At 46.6% G+C, this 18,995-nt stretch carries 20 protein-coding genes, 3 tRNA genes and 1 pseudogene; 13 read left to right on the forward strand and 11 right to left on the reverse strand.

Translation table 11 applies throughout. The features are described 5' to 3' along the window. Nucleotides 1-19: 19 nt before the first annotated feature. The 8 genes from iscR (at nucleotide 20) to iscA (ending at nucleotide 4,536) form a co-directional block, all read left to right on the forward strand. The gene (gene iscR, locus ACTHTJ_RS06920; protein ID WP_003746476.1) at nucleotides 20-466 is read left to right on the forward strand and encodes a Fe-S cluster assembly transcriptional regulator IscR; all 447 of its coding nucleotides are present in this window, start codon (nucleotides 20-22) and stop codon (nucleotides 464-466) included. Nucleotides 467-517: 51 nt separating this feature from the next. Next, the gene (locus ACTHTJ_RS06925; RefSeq protein WP_440360862.1) at nucleotides 518-1,732 is read left to right on the forward strand and encodes an IscS subfamily cysteine desulfurase; all 1,215 of its coding nucleotides are present in this window, start codon (nucleotides 518-520) and stop codon (nucleotides 1,730-1,732) included. Between the two features lie 106 nt (nucleotides 1,733-1,838). Then, nucleotides 1,839-2,261 carry a hypothetical protein gene (locus ACTHTJ_RS06930; RefSeq protein ID WP_225905478.1) on the forward strand — a complete coding sequence of 141 codons (423 nt, stop codon included), beginning with the start codon at nucleotides 1,839-1,841 and terminating at the stop codon, nucleotides 2,259-2,261. Between the two features lie 4 nt (nucleotides 2,262-2,265). Next, nucleotides 2,266-2,868 carry a Fic/DOC family protein gene (locus ACTHTJ_RS06935; RefSeq protein WP_070585710.1) on the forward strand — a complete coding sequence of 201 codons (603 nt, stop codon included), beginning with the start codon at nucleotides 2,266-2,268 and terminating at the stop codon, nucleotides 2,866-2,868. Between the two features lie 190 nt (nucleotides 2,869-3,058). Beyond that, complete coding sequence (locus tag ACTHTJ_RS06940) at nucleotides 3,059-3,187, forward strand: hypothetical protein (RefSeq protein WP_256388723.1); 129 nt, start codon at nucleotides 3,059-3,061, stop codon at nucleotides 3,185-3,187. 68 nt (nucleotides 3,188-3,255) lie between these two features. Beyond that, on the forward strand, nucleotides 3,256-3,642 hold the full coding sequence (iscU, locus tag ACTHTJ_RS06945) for a Fe-S cluster assembly scaffold IscU (RefSeq protein WP_003674559.1): 387 nt from the start codon (nucleotides 3,256-3,258) through the stop codon (nucleotides 3,640-3,642). Nucleotides 3,643-3,900: 258 nt separating this feature from the next. Further along, complete coding sequence (locus ACTHTJ_RS06950) at nucleotides 3,901-4,146, forward strand: recombinase RecA (protein ID WP_070585709.1); 246 nt, start codon at nucleotides 3,901-3,903, stop codon at nucleotides 4,144-4,146. Nucleotides 4,147-4,215: 69 nt separating this feature from the next. After that, on the forward strand, nucleotides 4,216-4,536 hold the full coding sequence (gene iscA, locus ACTHTJ_RS06955; RefSeq protein ID WP_003685774.1) for an iron-sulfur cluster assembly protein IscA: 321 nt from the start codon (nucleotides 4,216-4,218) through the stop codon (nucleotides 4,534-4,536). Here iscA and ACTHTJ_RS06960 read toward each other — a convergent pair. Further along, nucleotides 4,496-4,718 (reverse strand): annotated as a pseudogene (locus ACTHTJ_RS06960) (alternative ribosome-rescue factor A). The gene iscA and the pseudogene ACTHTJ_RS06960 sit on opposite strands and share 41 nt — an antisense overlap. Nucleotides 4,719-4,797: 79 nt before the next feature. Here ACTHTJ_RS06960 and hscB point away from each other — a divergent pair. Beyond that, complete coding sequence (gene hscB, locus ACTHTJ_RS06965) at nucleotides 4,798-5,298, forward strand: Fe-S protein assembly co-chaperone HscB (RefSeq protein WP_070585708.1); 501 nt, start codon at nucleotides 4,798-4,800, stop codon at nucleotides 5,296-5,298. A gap of 107 nt (nucleotides 5,299-5,405) precedes the next feature. On the opposite strand, the gene ACTHTJ_RS06970 is transcribed toward hscB, so the two are convergent. The 8 genes from ACTHTJ_RS06970 to ACTHTJ_RS07005 form a co-directional block, all read right to left on the reverse strand. Beyond that, nucleotides 5,406-5,978: a 50S ribosomal protein L25/general stress protein Ctc gene (locus ACTHTJ_RS06970; RefSeq protein ID WP_070585707.1), complete on the reverse strand. Its 573-nt coding sequence runs from the start codon at nucleotides 5,976-5,978 to the stop codon at nucleotides 5,406-5,408. A 65-nt stretch (nucleotides 5,979-6,043) separates the two neighbouring features. Next, complete coding sequence (locus ACTHTJ_RS06975) at nucleotides 6,044-7,027, reverse strand: ribose-phosphate pyrophosphokinase (RefSeq protein ID WP_141745186.1); 984 nt, start codon at nucleotides 7,025-7,027, stop codon at nucleotides 6,044-6,046. A 176-nt stretch (nucleotides 7,028-7,203) separates the two neighbouring features. Continuing rightward, nucleotides 7,204-7,279: transfer RNA gene (locus tag ACTHTJ_RS06980), tRNA-Gln, on the reverse strand. 11 nt (nucleotides 7,280-7,290) lie between these two features. Further along, nucleotides 7,291-7,366 (reverse strand) — tRNA-Gln (locus ACTHTJ_RS06985). Between the two features lie 10 nt (nucleotides 7,367-7,376). Continuing rightward, nucleotides 7,377-7,452, reverse strand: a tRNA-Gln gene (locus tag ACTHTJ_RS06990). A 5-nt stretch (nucleotides 7,453-7,457) separates the two neighbouring features. Further along, complete coding sequence (gene ispE / locus ACTHTJ_RS06995; protein ID WP_070585735.1) at nucleotides 7,458-8,306, reverse strand: 4-(cytidine 5'-diphospho)-2-C-methyl-D-erythritol kinase; 849 nt, start codon at nucleotides 8,304-8,306, stop codon at nucleotides 7,458-7,460. A gap of 8 nt (nucleotides 8,307-8,314) precedes the next feature. Next, nucleotides 8,315-8,899 carry an outer membrane lipoprotein LolB gene (locus ACTHTJ_RS07000; RefSeq protein WP_070585705.1) on the reverse strand — a complete coding sequence of 195 codons (585 nt, stop codon included), beginning with the start codon at nucleotides 8,897-8,899 and terminating at the stop codon, nucleotides 8,315-8,317. Nucleotides 8,900-8,954: 55 nt separating this feature from the next. Continuing rightward, complete coding sequence (locus tag ACTHTJ_RS07005; RefSeq protein WP_070585704.1) at nucleotides 8,955-10,817, reverse strand: tetratricopeptide repeat protein; 1,863 nt, start codon at nucleotides 10,815-10,817, stop codon at nucleotides 8,955-8,957. Between the two features lie 175 nt (nucleotides 10,818-10,992). Between ACTHTJ_RS07005 and ACTHTJ_RS07010 the strand changes: the two genes are divergently transcribed. Beyond that, complete coding sequence (locus ACTHTJ_RS07010; protein ID WP_070585703.1) at nucleotides 10,993-11,598, forward strand: CoA pyrophosphatase; 606 nt, start codon at nucleotides 10,993-10,995, stop codon at nucleotides 11,596-11,598. 52 nt (nucleotides 11,599-11,650) lie between these two features. Here the strand turns inward: ACTHTJ_RS07010 and cysG are convergent, their stop codons facing one another. Beyond that, nucleotides 11,651-13,048, reverse strand: a complete 1,398-nt coding sequence (gene cysG / locus ACTHTJ_RS07015) for a siroheme synthase CysG (protein WP_440360863.1) — start codon at nucleotides 13,046-13,048, stop codon at nucleotides 11,651-11,653. A 300-nt stretch (nucleotides 13,049-13,348) separates the two neighbouring features. Between cysG and aroA the strand changes: the two genes are divergently transcribed. Together aroA and recA are read left to right on the forward strand one after the other, a co-directional pair. Next, nucleotides 13,349-14,641 (forward strand): 3-phosphoshikimate 1-carboxyvinyltransferase, encoded by a 1,293-nt coding sequence (gene aroA, locus ACTHTJ_RS07020; RefSeq protein WP_440360864.1) that lies wholly within the window; start codon nucleotides 13,349-13,351, stop codon nucleotides 14,639-14,641. A 147-nt stretch (nucleotides 14,642-14,788) separates the two neighbouring features. Next, nucleotides 14,789-15,835 (forward strand): recombinase RecA, encoded by a 1,047-nt coding sequence (recA, locus tag ACTHTJ_RS07025; protein ID WP_070713923.1) that lies wholly within the window; start codon nucleotides 14,789-14,791, stop codon nucleotides 15,833-15,835. A gap of 96 nt (nucleotides 15,836-15,931) precedes the next feature. Here recA and fghA read toward each other — a convergent pair whose 3' ends face one another. Next, the gene (gene fghA / locus ACTHTJ_RS07030) at nucleotides 15,932-16,780 is read right to left on the reverse strand and encodes an S-formylglutathione hydrolase (protein ID WP_070585700.1); all 849 of its coding nucleotides are present in this window, start codon (nucleotides 16,778-16,780) and stop codon (nucleotides 15,932-15,934) included. 496 nt (nucleotides 16,781-17,276) lie between these two features. Between fghA and ACTHTJ_RS07035 the strand changes: the two genes are divergently transcribed. After that, entirely contained in the window at nucleotides 17,277-18,989 is a 1,713-nt protein-coding gene (locus ACTHTJ_RS07035) for a proline--tRNA ligase (protein WP_070585734.1), read from the forward strand. The last annotated feature ends 6 nt before the right edge of the window (nucleotides 18,990-18,995 follow it).

Consider the following 18,995-nt stretch of genomic DNA (forward strand, 5'->3'; position numbering starts at 1 on the left):
CCACACAGGCAACCACACCATGAGACTGACTACCAAAGGGCGATTTGCAGTAACCGCCATGATAGATTTGGCGATGAACGCGCAAACCGGCGCTGTCAAACTCAGCGCCATCAGCGAACGACAAAGCATATCGCTTTCCTACCTCGAACAATTATTCAGCAAACTGCGCCGTGCCGGATTGGTTGAAAGCCTACGCGGCCCCGGCGGAGGCTACATCCTTGCCGCTCCCGCCGAGCAAATCAATATTGCACAAATCATCTCCGCAGCCGAAGACCGACTGGATGCCACGCAATGCGGCAGCAAAGCAAACTGCCACCACGGCGCCCCCTGCCTGACCCACGACCTTTGGGAAAACTTAAACAAAACCATCAATGATTACCTCAGCGGCGTTACGCTGCAAAGCATCATTGAACAAAAAAACTGCAGCGACAGCAGTCATGTCGTTACCTTTACACACATTCATTAAACCGACTTGCGGCAAAGACCGCAGGCAGATGACCAAACGAAAGAGCAAACCATGACCGTCAAAACCCCCGTTTATCTCGACTACGCCGCCACCACTCCCGTTGACCGCCGCGTTGCCGAAAAAATGATTCCCTACCTGTCCGATATTTTCGGCAACCCAGCCTCCAACAGCCACAGTTTCGGTTGGGAAGCAGAAGAAGCCGTAGAAAAAGCACGTGCAGACATTGCAGCCCTGATTAACGCCGACTCCAAAGAAATCGTTTTCACCAGCGGCGCATCCGAGTCCAACAACCTCGCCATCAAAGGCGCGGCGCACTTCTACAAATCTAAAGGCAACCACCTCATCACCGTAAAAACGGAGCACAAAGCCGTGCTCGACACCATGCGCGAACTCGAACGCCAAGGTTATGAAGTGACTTATCTGGACGTACAAGAAAACGGTTTGGTTGATTTAGAGGTACTGAAAGCTGCTATCCGCGAAGACACCATCCTCATTTCCGTAATGTGGGTAAACAACGAAATCGGCGTGGTTCAAGATATTCCTGCCATCGGCGAAATCTGCCGCGAACGCAAAATCATTTTCCACGTTGACGCAGCACAAGCATGCGGCAAAGTACCTGTCGACGTTGAAGCCGCCAAAGTTGATTTGCTGTCTATGTCCGGCCACAAAGTATACGGCCCTAAAGGCATCGGCGCCCTGTATGTACGCCGTAAACCACGCGTCCGCCTCGAAGCTCAAATGCACGGTGGCGGCCACGAGCGCGGTTTCCGTTCCGGCACATTGCCGACCCACCAAATTGTCGGTATGGGCGAAGCCTTCCGCATTGCCAAAGAAGAATTGGCCCAAGATACTGCGCACTACTTGAAACTGCGCGATATCTTCCTCAAAGGTATCGAAGGCATCGAAGAAGTCTACATCAACGGCGACCTCGAACACCGCGCTCCAAACAACCTGAACGTCAGCTTCAACTTCGTCGAAGGTGAAAGCCTGATTATGGCAGTCAAAGAACTCGCCGTATCCAGCGGCTCCGCCTGTACTTCTGCCAGCCTCGAACCAAGCTACGTTTTACGCGCACTCGGCCGCAACGACGAGTTGGCACATTCCTCCCTGCGCATCACCTTCGGCCGCATGACCACCGAAGAAGAAGTCCAATTCGCAGCAGAACTGATTAAATCCAAAATCGGCAAACTGCGCGAACTGTCACCGCTATGGGAAATGTTCAAAGACGGGATTGATTTAAACTCAATTGAATGGGCGGCGCATTAAGATTGATGTCAAACAAAGGCTGTCTGAGAAAGTGAGTCTGATTTTTGAATACAGTAAAACACTTTTTATAGACAGTCTTGTAAGCTATTTTCATAGAAAGAATACCATGAAAGTTAAAATTATTAATTTGCCAAATGGTTATAAACGTATTATTTATGGAAAATATTTCGAACAATTTGACTTAGATTATGAACAAGATTTAGACGTATTAAAAAAAGATATTGAATTTGCTTTATCTGTTATTGAATACAATCGATCTATATTCAATAAATTCTCTTCCTTATTTAAGAGTAAAAATATTTTTGTTTATCAAGGAGGACATCATCTTGATATTATTGATCGTGATAAAGGAAGTTTGGAATGGTTAACTATTGAAGATCATTGGACAAAAGATGTTGATGATATCACTGGTTCATGGAAAATGGAGAATTTAGAAATTAGTCGACAAACTCAATATGCAATGCAACTTCTAAAGATTGGTAAAACAAATATTGAGAAAGAAATAAGAAAAATTAAACAAAGGTTCTAAAAAAATGAGTAAATACGGTGGTGAAGACATAATCTATATGAATGATGGTGTATTTAGAAATAAATTAGCCATTCAAGATCCACTTAAATTAGAAAAGGTCGAAAGAGACATTTCTGCTATTTCCGCCCAAAATCTGCTTTTGCAACCCATTACAGGCAATTTCGATTTGGCGCATTTACAGACCATTCATCGCGAACTGTTTGGTAATGTTTATGATTGGGCAGGAGAAATCCGGCGAATTGATATTTCCAAAGGTAATACCCGATTTGCCAATTTTGCTTTTATCGAAAACGAAAGCCGTACACTTTTGGAGAAGCTGCAAAGCGAAAACTATTTGCGGGGGTTGGATAAAGATAAATTCGCCGAGCGTGTGGCCTATTATTTGGGCGAGTTGAACGTCCTACATCCTTTTCGTGAAGGAAACGGCAGAACATTGCGCCTGTTTATGACGCAATTGGCAATAAAAAACGGTTTGCAGATACATTGGCAAAATATCTCTGCAGAACAAATGATTCAAGCCTGTATTCAGGCATACCATGTCGATAGCAGCTTATTGGCACGCCTAATTTTAGAAAATTTAGAACAATCGTCTTTTTCAGACGACTAAAACATCAACAAACCACGATATTTTAAGCAAGCGTAGGTTGGGGTTGGAAACCCAACGAGTCTATTAAAGCGCCTGAAATGTTGAGTTTAATAACCCAATCTACCTATAAATAAAAAAGGTCGTCTGAAAATCCCCAAAGACCTTTTCAGACGACCTAAAAGCCACCACATTAAAATCAAGGATACAACCCATGAACGAACAAGAAATCGACCTCGACAATCTCGACAATCTGCTCGAAGATTTTGACGACGTTACCGTAGAAGGCGGCGTTGATTCAGAGAATGATGACGGCTGCGAAGGCGGCGCGTGCAAAATCTAAACTTCAGGCCGTCTGAATATTCGTAAACAAACCATTTACACCACTAAAAACACAAAGGAAACCACATCATGGCATACAGCGATAAAGTAATCGACCATTACGAAAACCCCCGCAACGTTGGTACTTTCGACAAAAACGATGAGTCTGTCGGTACCGGCATGGTCGGCGCACCGGCCTGCGGTGACGTAATGCGTCTGCAAATCAAAGTAAACGATGAGGGTATTATCGAAGATGCAAAATTCAAAACTTACGGTTGCGGTTCTGCCATCGCTTCTTCCAGCCTGATTACCGAGTGGGTCAAAGGCAAAAGCCTTGACGATGCACTGGCAATCAAAAACAGCGAAATCGCCGAAGAGTTGGAATTGCCGCCCGTGAAAATCCACTGCTCCATCTTGGCTGAAGATGCAGTAAAAGCAGCCGTTGCCGACTATCGCAAACGTCAGGAAAACAAATAACTGGATTCAGCGAACCCTTGTCGGCAAGTGTTCCCAAGATTTCTGGCGAGTCTTCGAGAAAAGCAAATTTGGTGGTTCATTCCCCTCTTCTTTTGTAGGGAAAAACCAAGTATGCAGAAACTTAATCGTTTTGAAGTTACTACCAAGTTTGGGACTACCTGTCGATCTATCCCCTCTCCCCGCGGGAGAGGGTTAGGGAGAGGGCAATAAGCTACAGCTTATATTTAGCGTTATACCTGCAAAATCAAAGAAGACGATATGCCTTTTACCAATGAAGAAATCCAATCCCTGCTTGCCGTCAAAGGCATAGGCAAAACCGTGTTGCAGCGTTTGCAGCAAATGGGGTTGGATGATGTTGCCAAGCTGGCGGCGGCAGATTTGGACGATATTTTGGAACAGGGCGCACAATTGACCGGCTCGACCTGTTGGAAAAACAGTCCGCAGGCAAAAGCTGCCATTGCCGCTGCAATAGAGTGGGCAAAACAGCGTTTTCAGACGGCCTGATAGTCAAGAGGCCGTCTGAAATAAAAAAGCAGGCAAAACAGAAAATGATTGCGAAATGAGGAAAAAAGCATGATTACCATCACAGAAAATGCAGCCAAACACATCAATAGCTACCTGACCAAACGTGGCAAAGGCTTGGGCGTGCGCTTGGGTGTGAAAACCAGCGGCTGCTCGGGCATGGCATACAACCTGGAATTTGTCGATGAAGTGAACGAGGATGATCTGATTTTTGAAGAACACGGCGCGCGCGTTTATATCGATCCGAAAAGCTTGGTTTATCTAGACGGCACGCAGGTCGATTACACCAAAGAAGGTTTGCAGGAAGGTTTCAAATTTGAAAATCCAAACGTTAAAGACTCCTGTGGCTGCGGTGAGAGCTTCCACGTTTAAAATATGAAAAATGGCGGGAAAGTATCAAAACCATCCCGCCATTTTTTGGCTTCTTGCCTATTATAGCTGCCCTTGCCTTTTCTTTTTCGTTCTACTTTGTGTCGGAACAAATCAGATTTGACTAAGGCTTTTAAGGCATTGTCTCGTATCTTGCCTTTATTGTGTTGTACCTTACCGGTCATATTGTTTTCCTTTCGTATAAACAGTTTCCAGATTATATCGTAAAATAATCCTCTTCTTTAGATTTTTTCCTTTAATATCATGTCTCAATACTTCAACCTCTTCCAGCTTGAGCCATCTTTCAATATTGATACCGAAGCACTCGAACAGATCTATCGAGCTTTAGCTGCCCGTTTTCATCCCGATAAATTTGCTTCTGCTTCAGCTTTTGAACAGAAACAAGCCGTTATGATGTCTTCTACAATTAATGATGCCTACCGCACATTAAAAAGCCCTATTGATCGGGCTGCTTATCTCTTGAAAAGCCAAAATATCGATGCTGATGCACCTGAACACACTTCGTTTTCACCAGAATTCCTCATGCAGCAGATGGAATGGCGGGAAATATTGATGGATGCTCAAATGGAACAAAACCATGATGCCATCCAAGCACTGGATCAAGAAATTCAAGAAGTACAAAACAACCTATATCAAGATTTGCAACAAGCATTTGAACAACAAGATTATGAATCAGCCGCACAATGGGTACGGCATGGACGCTTTCTTAATAAACTTCGCAATGAAATTGCTTCAATCTTATAAAGTACATACGCTGTTACATTTGCCTAAGTTTTATAGCAAACGATTTTATATACAAAACAAAACCGTATCAGATTTATCTGATACGGTTTTATTATATTAACTACCGATTAGCGTTTTTTACCGGTAACAGTAGCAACAGCCAGGTTTTCGTTACGTTTCAGAGAAACGCTTTCAACACCTTCTGGCAATTTGACGTCTGACAAGTGCAGGATGTCACCGGCAACTACTGATGCACAATCCAACTCCAAGAAAGCAGGAATGTTTGCAGGCAAAGCAACTACTTCAACAGAAGTGTTCAACAGAGATACGCGACCACCTTGCAATTTAACAGCTTGAGAGTTTTCAGCGTTAACAATGTGCAGAGGAACGCGGATACGTACAGGTTGATCAGCTTTTACAGCTTGGAAGTCGATGTGTTGAACTTCGCGACGGAATGGGTGCATTTGGAAGTCACGCACGATAACGTCTTTAGTTTCACCGTTCAAAGACAGTTTAATCAAAGCAGTATGGAAAGATTCTTTTTCCAATGCGTAGAATACAGTTTTGTGGTCTACAGCGATAGCAACAGGCTCTTGACCTTCACCGTACAGGATGCCAGGGATTTGGCCTTCGCGACGCAGGCGGCGGCTCGCACCAGTGCCTTGGGCTTCGCGAATAGAGGCTTGAATTTCGTAAGTCATGTTTAATACTCCAATTTAGATAAAATCGTCGTCATCGGCCGCGACCAGCTTAAGACGACATCGGGTTATGGCAGCAACATGCCGCCAGTCATCACATCTTCATTGAAAAGATATGAGACGGATTCTTCATTGCTGATACGGCGTACCGTTTCAGCCAGCAAACCGGCAATGGTAACTTGACGGATGCGTTCACATTTTTTAGCTGCTTCAGACAATGGAATCGTATCTGTCACAACTACTTGGTCAATTTCGGAAGAAGCAATTCGATTCACTGCTTCGCCGGAGAATACTGCATGGCTGGCGTATGCCAGTACACGATCTGCACCGCGCTCTTTCAGGGCAACGGCTGCTTTACACAAGGTGTTTGCCGTATCAATCATATCATCTACAATCAAGCACGTACGGCCTTGAATATCGCCAATAATGTTCATCACTTCAGCCACATTGGCTTTAGGACGACGCTTGTCGATAATAGCCAAATCAGCATTTAAAGATTTAGCAACAGCACGTGCACGTACAACACCACCGATATCGGGGCTGACAACAGTCAGATTTTCGATACGTTGTTGTTTAATATCGTTCAATAAAATCGGGGTGGCGTAAATATTATCTACCGGAATATCGAAGAAACCTTGAATTTGGTCGGCATGCAAGTCAACAGTCAATACGCGGTCGATACCTGCTGAGTTCAACATATTCGCTACCAATTTAGCAGAAATCGGTACACGAACAGAGCGAGGACGACGATCCTGGCGAGCATAGCCAAAGTAAGGAATTGCGGCAGTAATACGACCTGCGGAAGCACGTTTGAGTGCATCGGCCATAGTCAAAATTTCCATCAGGTTGTCATTGGTTGGGGCGCAGGTAGGTTGCAAAATAAACACATCGCGACCACGCACATTTTCCAGCAATTCAATGGCTACTTCGCCATCAGAGAATTTGGAAACGGTGGCTTCACCGAGTGAAATATCCAAATGTTTGACAACACGTTGCGCCAATTCCGGATTTGCATTACCGGTAAACACCATTAAACTGTCATAAGCAGCCATATCTTCACCTGATTCTAGATTTGATTTACGCTCAGAAAACATTACGCTTCCCTCTGCCCCATGTCTAAGACACTAATTATGCGATTATACTCGTAAAAACGGGTAAAAAAAAGTTTTTCAGCGTTATTTTGCTCTTAGCGTAAAAAAGCGTGTAAGAAAACTTACACGCTTTTATTTGGCTGGGGAGGAAGGATTCGAACCTTCGCATGCTGGAATCAAAATCCAGTGTCTTAACCGCTTGACGACTCCCCAATAAAGGGTGTTGGCTGGGGAGGAAGGATTCGAACCTTCGCATGCTGGAATCAAAATCCAGTGTCTTAACCGCTTGACGACTCCCCAACAAAGGGTTTGGCTGGGGAGGAAGGATTCGAACCTTCGCATGCTGGAATCAAAATCCAGTGTCTTAACCGCTTGACGACTCCCCAACTTACTAAATCATATGAAACAGCGGATGAATATCTAATCCTTCCACACAATAAACTTCATATGATTGAGAAACCTGTTGGTAAATTGTATTTGCTTCCTGATGAGATGCACTTGCTATAAATAAACAAGCCCCGGAACCGGTCATTAATGTATAACCATATTGGGATAACTCAACATAAGCCTTCCAAACTTCAGGATATTCCTGAAACACAACCGCCTGCATATCATTTTGAAACGGCTGTAACGATTGGAAAGTCGGCATTATGCTGGGTTTGGAATCCCGTGTCAAGCCTTCATGTGCAAAAATTTTAGCGGTTGCCACATGGACGGGGGGCTTAACGATAACATACCATTGTTTAGGGACATCTATTTCAGCCAGCTTCTCGCCTACGCCTTTGGCAAAAGCACTTCTTCCAAAAATAAAAAAAGGAACATCTGCACCAAGACTTACGCCTAAATCAATCAGTTGCTGCCTGCTCAAGCCGCATTGCCACCATTGGTTTAAAACCATTAAAACCGTGGCTGCATCAGAGCTGCCGCCGCCCAATCCGCCTCCGGTCGGAATCACCTTATCCAACCAGATTTCGACACCATGCGCCACGCTTGCATATGGCAGTAATAATTTAGCCGCCCGATGAGTCAAGTCTTGCTCAGGCTCAAGCCCTTCTACCGGCGTATGCAGAATAATCTGCCCATCAGTACGCATTTTCAGATGAACGGTATCATATAAGCCGATCAAACAGAAAATACTTTCCAAATTATGATAACCATCGCTCCTTCGGCCGGTAATCCTCAAATCCAAATTTAATTTAGCCGGCGCAGGAAAGGCTTGGATTTCCTCTGAAACAGACATGGCATCCTCTATTTGCGTGCTGCGCATCGGGTTTGTCCATTCTTATCCAAAGAGTGGTTTACCGTGTCAAACACCAAGCGGATATTAAACTTGGCATTTTCAAGTTGAAGCGTTTTGGGCTGTCCTGAACCATTTAAAGTGCGCGATATTGTCCAGTCAAATTGCTCCAGACGACCATCAGGCAGGATTTTGTATGGCGCATTGGCAACGCGTTTACCATCTGCCCAAATATGCAGATATTGAACCGGCAAAGCAAAGCCCAAAAGCTGTCTGCTCAATTCCTCAGCCGTTTCCACCTGATAAACCTTACCCTTACTGTCTACTGCCAATACGCCTTCGCCGTCTTGACACAACTGGCCTACGGTATTGCCCAACGGTGTATTCACATCAATGGTTTGAACCGCGTTCTGATAAGTCCAATCGAAATTGGCATACGAGCCTTTTCCTTCCACTTTGACAGCCAAGCGACCGTCTGCGCTAAAATCCTGCACCTGCTCTGCTGCTTGCCAACTGTTTTGCTGAGGTAAGTTTGGCTGCGCACAGGCAGCTAAAAGCAATAAGGCTGCAACCGATGATAATTGTTTTAAATTCATGGATATTCCTTCATAGGCCGTCTGAAATCAAACGCTTTCAGACGGCCTTTGGGTTTTATTTGTGTTTTTGAGTATGCGGTTTACTGGACGTTATACCGAATTTGGACATTGTCTCTTTTAATACTCGGAGATTGCTTCCGCGTTTCAAGCCGTCATTCCAGATTTCTTTGGCCTTATCTTGGTCGCCAAGTGCCCATAGGACTTCGCCCAAATGCGCGGCGACTTCAGCTTCAGGTTCTTTTTCGTAGGCATATTGGATATATGGAAGCGCCATTTGCGCATCGCCTTTGAGATAATACGCCCAGCCTATACTGTCATTAATTGCTGCGCTTTCCGGATCCATTTGATAGGCCGTCTGAACCATTTTGAAAGCCTCGTCCAAATCCTTGCCGTTGGACAGCAAGGTATAGCCCAAAGCATTCCAACCATGCGGATTATCCGGATACAGCTCTACCACACGGCGTAAATCGGCAATTGCCTTTCCTGGCTGATTCAGCTTTTCATACACCATCGAACGCTGATACAACACATTGGCAAGCAGCTCGGGAGAAGCTTGGGTTTTCAAGGATTTTTCGGTGGAATTTACCAAGCTGTTCAAAGCGTTCAACGATTCTTGAAGATTGGTATTTTTAGACAATACAAACAAAGCCGTATTCAGCAAATCACCGGCTTCAAAATAACGTCCTCTTTGCTCGGGCATTTTTTGTGCACGTTGCACCAAAGCCCAAGCCTCTTTATGGTTGCCCTGTTTGGCCTCGATGGAAGCAGCCAAAATGGTCTTATCAAATGTATAAGCCGTAGCCGTTACCTTGTCCAACCATTGTTTGGCTTTGGCAAAATCCTCGGCATCATTATAAGAAACCGCACCAATCAACGCCGCACGGCTGCGCTGCTCCTCCGTACCGGCTTTATAAGCCTTTTCCAGATAGCTGTTGACTGCAGAAATATTTTCCGTTTTGCTGGCTGACAATAAGGCGGCCTGAATATACAAATCAGGGTTGGGATTTTCTTCCAACAAAGTCTGCAAACGCTTAAAAGCCTTATCATTTTGGCCATGAGCGATCAAATTGGCGATGTCCAACTCCTGCCAAATCGGAGATAAGGTTTTAGTATCTGTATCTTTGAAGAAACCGTCCAAAATATCAGGATGCCGTTGCGCCATCAGCCGCAACGTGACAAAAGTCGGCGGCAGAATTTCGTTGTCCAACTTGGCCAATCGCTGCAATGCGGCAATGGCTTGTTTCTTTTGACCGTCTTTTGCACTAAAAATTGCATCTGCAATCGCCGCTTCAGGGAAGTCTTTATAATTCAATGCTGTTTTATGTACTTGCTTGACCGCATCGCTGGTCAGATTCGGCTGTTGGGCAGCGGTTTGCGCCAAAAGCAGGAACACGCGCTTTTGCTCGTCTTCACTACCGCCGGCAATCACCTTGTCCAATCCGCTCAAATTCTTATCGGCTTTGCCCAGCAGCAAATTGCGCAACCAAGTCATACGCTTTTGTGTTTCACCAGGCTCCGGCTCGATTTCTCGCCATTTTTGGTAAATGGCTTCAGCCTGTTCAAAGGCATTTAAAGAAACCGCCATCTCCAAAGCGCGTTCGGCCACTTCGGGAGATTTGGTGCGATGCAACGTCAAAATATAAGTAAACAGTGCAGAGGCGGCATCACCCTTTTGCAGAGCCAGTTCTGAATTTAACAAAGTGAAAACCTGCGAGGTGCGGTTTTGTATACCCAACAGACGTATCCGCTCCTGCTCGCGCTCTTCGGGAGAAAAACGGTCGGCACGGCTTTTCTTTTTGATAATCTTAGCCGATTCAAAAACTGCATTTGAATCGCTGGGCGCGGCAAAAGTTTGTGTAGCAAACAACATCATTACAGCCGCAGCTGCCACTCGAATACGGGATGGGGAAAACAACATAACTATCCTTTTTGAGAACCTGCCGGCATTTTCAGACGGCCTAAGCACTTGCAAATCAGACGCAAAGCTTTATTTATCATTCAGGCATAACTGTAACACACGCACCCTATTTTGTTGACACGGTAACCGTAAACCTTGTGTAATCCTCATCTGCATAAAACGATCAGCGCCAAAAATGAATACCGCCCACCTTATCCATTTCCTAACTCAAGCTTCACACTTCAGCAGCCGTATGCAAGCAAAGCGCAATCAATTAGTTAGCGCCCAAACGGTCAAAGAAGCAGCCGTTTTGGTCGGTATTGTCTTGCATGAAGGAGCGTGGCAGATTTTACTGACCAAAAGGGCCGAAACCTTAAGGCAGCACACAGGGCAAATCGCCTTTGCCGGCGGCCGCAAAGATGCCCAAGACGACAGCCTAACGGCAACGGCGTTAAGAGAAGCTTATGAAGAAACCGCCATTCCGATTGCCGCATGGCAGACTTTTGCGCCGCTACCCTTTTATGACACGCCTTCCGGCTACCGTGTTACGCCTGTTCCGGCAGTTTGCGTCCAGCCCGTCAAGCCCAAAGCCAACCCCAACGAAGTAGTAGAAATTTTTTATCTGCCGTTGGACTTCGCCTTAAACCTGCAAAACTACATATTCCGTCAGCTTCATCACAACAATCAAACCCTCGCCCTCCCCGCCCTACCTTTTCGGCACTACGACATCTGGGGGCTGACAGCAATCATCCTATATGGACTGGCAGAACGTTATCAGCAATATTACCAAGCTTTTAAATAAGGCAAGGCCGTCTGAAACCAATATTCAGACGGCCTTGTTTGATCAATCCTCTTTACGCAGCTTCTTCATAGCATTCGACAAATTCCCCAAACCATTTCATCTCATCGCGCAGGGCAACCACTTCGCCAATTACCATTAAAGCAGGACGCTCTGCTTCGGCAGCCAGCAAGCCCAAATCTTTCAGACGGCCTGTTCGTACGGTTTGATTGTGTAAAGTCCCATTGGAAATCACAGCAACAGGTGTAGAAGGCTGCCTGCCATAAGCCATCAGCTTTTCCGCAATCTCGGTCGCTTTAAGCGTCCCCATATAGATCACCAACGTTTGGCGGCTTAAAGCCAAAGTCTGCCAATCGGGCTGACTGCCTTCATGTTTGCTGTGGCCAGTTACAAATAAAGCACTTTGGGCGCAATCGCGATGGGTTAACGGAATACCGGCATAAGCAGTAGCTCCAAGTGCAGCAGTAATGCCCGGCACAATGCGGTAGGCGATTCCGGCCTGATGCAGGGTTTGCACTTCCTCCCCTCCGCGACCGAACACAAAAGGATCGCCGCCTTTCAACCTTACCACGCGCTCGCCTTTTTGAGCGTGTTCAACCAATAGACGGTTGGTTTCTTCCTGCTGAACATGGTGCGCACCGGCGCGCTTGCCCACGCTGATTTTCACCGCATCTTTACGCACCATCGCCAAAATCTCATCCGACACCAAAGCATCGTAAAACACCGTATCCGCAGCCTGTATCGCCTGCAAAGCATGTATGGTCAGCAAGCCCGGATCGCCCGGCCCTGCGCCCACCAAAACCACTTCGCCGCCAAACGGCGTTTCCCGATTCAACTGCGTGATCAATTCACGCTCTGCCGCTTCGATATTGTTTTGAGCCGCAAAAATACTAAAACGGCTGTCGAACAACTTTTCCCAAAAATAACGGCGGCGTTCGACATGATGAATCGTCTGTTTAACCTTTTCTCGCCATTTTCCGGCAATACGCGCCATCGTGCCCGTATGCAGCGGAATCAATGTTTCAATAATCTGCCGCCATTTCCGCGCCAATACAGGCGCAGTACCGCCGCTAGATATGGCTATCTTCAACGGCCCCCTATCTACCACGGCAGGCACGATAAACGAACACAAATCCGCCGTATCCACCGTATTGCACAATTTCGCCCGTTGTTCCGCCGCTTCAAAAACACGGTGGTTAAACCCATCATCATCCGTCGCCGCAATAACGAAATATACCTCGTCCAACATGGCTTCTTCAAACAAGCCGCCCAGCCAAACTATTTTCCCTTCGTCCGCCCATTGCTGAAACTGCATATTCAAAGTTTCCGCAACAACGCGCACGCGCGCTCCAGCAGATAACAGGCTTTCCGCCTTGCGCTCGGCAACCTTACCCGCACCTGCCAGTAAAACAGGGCGGTTTTTCAAATCGGCAAACAACGGATAATGGCTCATGGTCGTGCTCTTACTTTATCAATGATTGTCCGCCGATATTAAAGGCCGTCTGAAAAAATAGGAAAGAATGGTTTCTGATTTTCTTATGGTGTTTGGTTATATACTTGCCACAACAAAATAAGTTATAGCGGCAAACACAAAACAGAAGCAGAAAATTTCAAAATAAACGATTGGGAAATAGTGTAACGATATAAAAATTCATTTTTTCACAAATAAATTGCACCCTCTTCATTTTTCAGACGGCCTCTGCCTGCGTATAATATCGGTCTAATTTACAATTCAAACGAGCTTAGTCCAGCCATGACCGAATCCATCCGCCTGCCCGCTTCTACACTCAAGCCTTCCACCGTTGCCCTGCCCGGCTCCAAAAGCATCAGCAACCGCACGTTGCTCTTGGCAGCACTCTCCGACAACGTTTGCGAAATCCATTCTTTGCTCAAATCCGACGATACCGACCGAATGCTTGAAGCACTCGACAAACTCGGCGTGCAAATTGAATCTTTACCTGAAGGCCGTCTGAAAGTTCATGGCACCGGCGGCCGCTTTCCCAATCCAACCGCCGATTTGTTTTTAGGCAATGCCGGTACGGCATTCCGCCCTTTGACTGCCGCACTTGCCGTTTTGGGTGGCGACTATCATCTGCATGGTGTGCCGCGTATGCACGAACGCCCTATCGGCGATTTGGTCGACGCATTGCGCATTGCAGGCGCGGACGTACAATATCTGGGCAATGAAAACTATCCGCCACTTCAGATCGGCAAACGCCAAGACAACGACGAGCGCGTTATTCCGATTAAAGGCAATGTTTCCAGCCAATTCCTGACCGCCCTGCTGATGGCTTTGCCCTTGACCGGACAAGCATTTGAAATCCACATGGTAGGCGAGTTGATTTCCAAACCTTATATCGACATCACGCTCAAGCTGATGGCGCAGTTCGGTGTGGACATCATCAATGAAGACTACCGTGTATTTAAAATCCCGGCCGGTGCCAAATATCATGCGCCCGAACATTTATATGTAGAAGGCGATGCCTCCAGCGCGTCTTATTTCTTGGGCGCAGGCCTGATTGCGGGTACACCCATCCGCGTAACCGGTATCGGCGCACACAGCATTCAAGGCGACGTTGCCTTTGCACGCGAACTGGAGAAAATCGGTGCGGATGTCATTTGGGGCGAAAATTTTGTTGAGATTTCCCGTCCCGCCGAGCGCAAGATTCAGGCTTTTGATTTGGATGCCAACCATATTCCAGACGCGGCCATGACTCTGGCTATCGTCGCACTGGCCACTAAGCAACCATGCACCCTACGCAATATCGGTTCATGGCGCGTCAAAGAAACCGACCGTATCGCCGCCATGGCAACCGAACTGCGCAAACTGGGTGCAGAAGTCATCGAAGAAGCCGAAGCCATCCATATTATGCCGCCCGAAACGCTTACACCTGATGCCGTCATCGATACTTACGACGACCACCGCATGGCCATGTGTTTCTCTCTGGCTTCGCTTTTGGGCGCCCCCATCATCATCAACGACCCAAAATGTACGCATAAAACTTTCCCCGACTATTTCCAAGTTTTTGCATCATTAACCAACTGATTGATTATTCAACATTTCAGACGGCCTGTTGCATACAAAAAACACAGACCGTCTGAAAAATAAAAATAAAACTATACTTTTTCTTAATTTATGCGATAATAGCTAAATAAATTCTTAGCGATTCATATTTCCTTTCGGAGAGAAAACATGTCAGACGAAAAAAGCAAAGCCTTAGCCGCCGCCCTTGCCCAAATCGAAAAAAACTTCGGCAAAGGCTCCATCATGAAAATGGACGGCAGCCAACAGGAAGAAAACCTTGATGTTATTTCCACCGGCTCCCTCGGCGTGGACTTGGCACTCGGCGTTGGCGGTCTGCCCCGCGGCCGCGTGGTTGAAATTTTCGGCCCGGAATCCTCCGGTAAAACCACACTCTGTCTCGAAGCCATTGCCCAATGCCAAAAAAATGGCGGCATCTGCGCATTCATCGATGCCGAGCATGCTTTTGACCCGATTTATGCCCGCAAACTCGGCGTAAAAGTCGAAGAACTCTATCTCTCCCAACCGGATACCGGCGAACAGGCATTGGAAATCTGCGATACCTTGGTGCGCTCAGGCGGTATCGATATGGTCGTTGTCGACTCCGTAGCAGCACTTGTGCCTAAAGCCGAGATCGAAGGCGAAATGGGCGACAGCCACGTCGGCCTGCAAGCCCGCCTAATGAGCCAAGCCCTGCGCAAACTGACCGGCCACATCAAACGCACCAATACATTGGTTGTTTTCATCAACCAAATCCGTATGAAAATCGGCGTGATGTTTGGCAGCCCTGAAACCACAACCGGCGGTAACGCGCTCAAATTCTACGCCTCCGTCCGCCTCGACATCCGCCGTACCGGTCAGATTAAAAAAGGTGATGACGTCATTGGTAACGAAACCAAAGTCAAAGTCATCAAAAACAAAGTTGCGCCTCCATTCCGTCAAGCCGAATTCGATATTCTTTACGGCGAAGGCATCAGCTGGGAAGGTGAATTGATCGACTTGGGGGTCAAACATAACATCGTTGAGAAATCCGGTGCATGGTACAGCTACAACGGTGCAAAAATCGGCCAAGGTAAAGACAATGTACGCGTTTGGCTGAAAGAAAATCCTGATATCGCCAACGAAATCGATGCCAAAATCCGTGCAGCAGTCGGTATCAATGTCGATATTACCGAAGGTAAATTAGACGATACCGACGGCGAACGTCCTGAGGAATAAGCCTGTTTGAAATTAAAGGTTACAAAAAGACCAAATAAAGGCCGTCTGAAATCCGACCATTAATCGGATTTCAGACGGCCTTTTATTTAATATAGTTTAAAGCCCTAATGCCTGAGCGTGAAACTCAATATGCGAATCGATAAAACTGGCAATAAAGAAATAGTCATGCCCATAGCCCGGACGTACTTTATATTGGATATTGAAACCTTTTTCACGCGTTGAGCGGACAAACCCTTCTGGTTGCAGGACTTCAGGATATAAAGTATCTTCACTGCCGACATCGATCAAAACAGGCAATTTATGCGAGGCCATCTGAAGCAGCTCTGTACTGTCATAGTATTTCCATGTTTCCATGTTTTGACCCAAATAAGCTGAAAATGCCTGCCTGCCGCCTTCCGTATCGATTGGATGACATAAAGGCGCAAAGGCAGAAACCGCAGCATATCGGCCGGGATGCTTCAAAGCCAAATGCAGCGCGCCATGCCCGCCCATGCTGAAACCTGCAATGCTGCGCTCTTTCGTTACCGGAAAATGATGCTCGATCAAATCAGGCAATTCTTGGCTGATATAGCTTTCCATTTGATAATGCTGCGCCCAAGGTGCTTCAGTTGCATTGACATAAAATCCGGCGCCCTGTCCAAGATAATGCTCTTCACTGTCGGCAACATGCTGACCGCGTGGCGAGGTATCCGGAAAAACCACAATAATATTCCATTGTGCCGCAAAACGTTGGATTCCGCTTTGCCGAACCAATTCAGAACCATCACTATTTAAGCCGGAAAGAAAATATAAAACAGGTGCGGGATAGCCTTTTAAGACTTGTGGCGGTAGATAGACATCAAATACCATATCCGTCCGGCAAGTTTGAGAAAAATGGCGGTAACGTTCCTGATGCCCGTTAAACATCTTTCTGCGTTCCAGCAAATGCAATTCTGAATTTTTCATTTTATTCCTTGTAAGGAAACAACAATAAGCAGAATGTTAGCGCAAAACCTGCCCATCGTGTTGTTGCCCCATCTTTTTAAGGTGCCCCAATCTGCTTTAAACAAGGCTTGCCAATCATGCGAAATCATTACGCCGACAGCATTTAAAATCTATACACAATCTCTGTGGATAAATCTGTTGATAAGCTTTGGGTAATCGTAAAATTTTCTTTAGGAACAAACTAAGTCTTAAATTGACTAAAATTTAATCAAATAAAATATAATAAAATCAAATAGTTATATTTATAAGATTTTACTATAATCATACAGTGAAAATTTATAGGTAAAACAAGGTTATGCGGCTTTGTGCATAAATTAGGGTTGACATCCCTAAAAATCGCCCCGAATCAAAAGCTGCGTAAAATAACGGCCGATTTCATCAGATGCCATTCAAAAGACGCGCGGCCATACATTTTGCGTTACAATACGCACTTATTTTTAAGAAAGAAAAATACGCCATGAAAGCCTCCCAGTTCTTCATTTCTACCCTTAAAGAAGCTCCTGCCGAAGCCGCACTTGCCAGCCACAAGCTGATGATTCGTGCCGGCTTGATCAAAGCCAACGCATCCGGTCTTTATACTTGGATGCCGATGGGCCTGCGTGTATTGCGCAAAGTTGAAAATATTGTGCGTGAAGAAATGGCCCGCGCAGGTAGCGTGGAGCTGCTGATGCCGGTGGTGCAACCTGCCGAGCTGTGGCAGGAATCCGGCCGCTGGGAGTTTTACGGTAAAGAACTGCTGCGCCTGAAAGACCGTCATGACCGCGATTTCTGCATGGGTCCGACTTGTGAAGAAGTGATTGCCGACATCGTGCGCAAAGAAGTCAACAGCTACAAACAACTGCCGAAAAATTTTTACCACATCCAAACCAAATTCCGCGATGAAGTGCGTCCGCGCTTCGGTGTGATGCGTGCGCGCGAGTTCGTCATGAAAGATGCTTATTCCTTCCATGCCGACTATGCCTCGCTTCAGACGACCTATCAAGATATGTACGACGCTTATTGCCGTATCTTCACCCGTTTGGGTTTGGAATTCCGTCCTGTTGCCGCGGATACCGGCAGCATCGGCGGTACCGGCTCTCACGAATTCCAAGTATTGGCTGAAAGCGGCGAAGACGTTATTGCATACAGCGATACTTCAGATTATGCCGCCAATATCGAGCTGGCGCCTACCTTGCCGCTCAAAGGCGAACGCGCTGTCGCTCAGGCTGAATTGACCAAAGTACATACACCGAATGTCAAAACCATTGGGTCTTTGGTTGAATTCCTCAATATTCCGATTGAACAAACCCTCAAGTCCATCGTGGTCGAAGGCGAAAACGAAGGCAAACTCGTCCTGCTGCTGTTGCGTGGCGACCATGAGTTTAACGACATCAAGGCAGAAAAACTGGCCGGCGTGAAATCGCCACTGACCATGGCAAGCCCTGCCGCGATTGTTGAACAGTTCGGCGCAAACTGCGGCTCTCTCGGCCCTGTCAACTTCAAAGGCAAAGTCTATGCCGATTTCGCCACCGAAAAAGGCGCAGACTGGGTTATCGGCGCAAACGAAGACGACTACCACTATACCGGCTTCAACTTCGACCGAGATGCTGCCGAACCTGAATTTGTCGATTTGCGCAATGTCATCGAAGGCGACATCAGCCCCGACGAACAAGGCCGTCTGAAACTGGCGCGCGGTATTGAAGTCGGCCACGTTTTCCAATTGCGCGACAAATATACCCAAGCCATGAATGTCAGCTTCTTGGACAATAACGGCAAATCCCAAATCATGGAAATGGGCTGCTACGGTATCGGTATTACCCGCGTTGTGGCCGCCGCCATCGAGCAAAACAACGACGAAAAAGGCATTGTTTGGACCAAAGCAATGGCGCCATTTGAAGTCGTTATCGTGCCGATGAACTACAAAAAATCAGAAGCTGTACGCGAAGCAGCCAACAAAATCTATGCCGAGCTTTTAGCTGCCGGTGCGGATGTTTTGTTGGATGACCGCGACGAACGTGCAGGCGTATTACTGAATGACTCCGAGCTATTGGGCATCCCTCACCGCATCGTCATCGGCGATCGCGCCTTAAAAGAAGGCAATGTCGAATATGCCGAGCGCCGTGACAATCAGGCTCAAGCCGTTGCAGTATCAGAAGTTGTCGCCAAGGTTTTGGCCGCATTGAACGTTTAAGTTTTT

This window comes from Neisseria sp. P0018.S001, from assembly GCF_051957355.1.
In the GTDB taxonomy this organism is placed as follows: Bacteria; Pseudomonadota; Gammaproteobacteria; order Burkholderiales; family Neisseriaceae; genus Neisseria; species Neisseria subflava_A.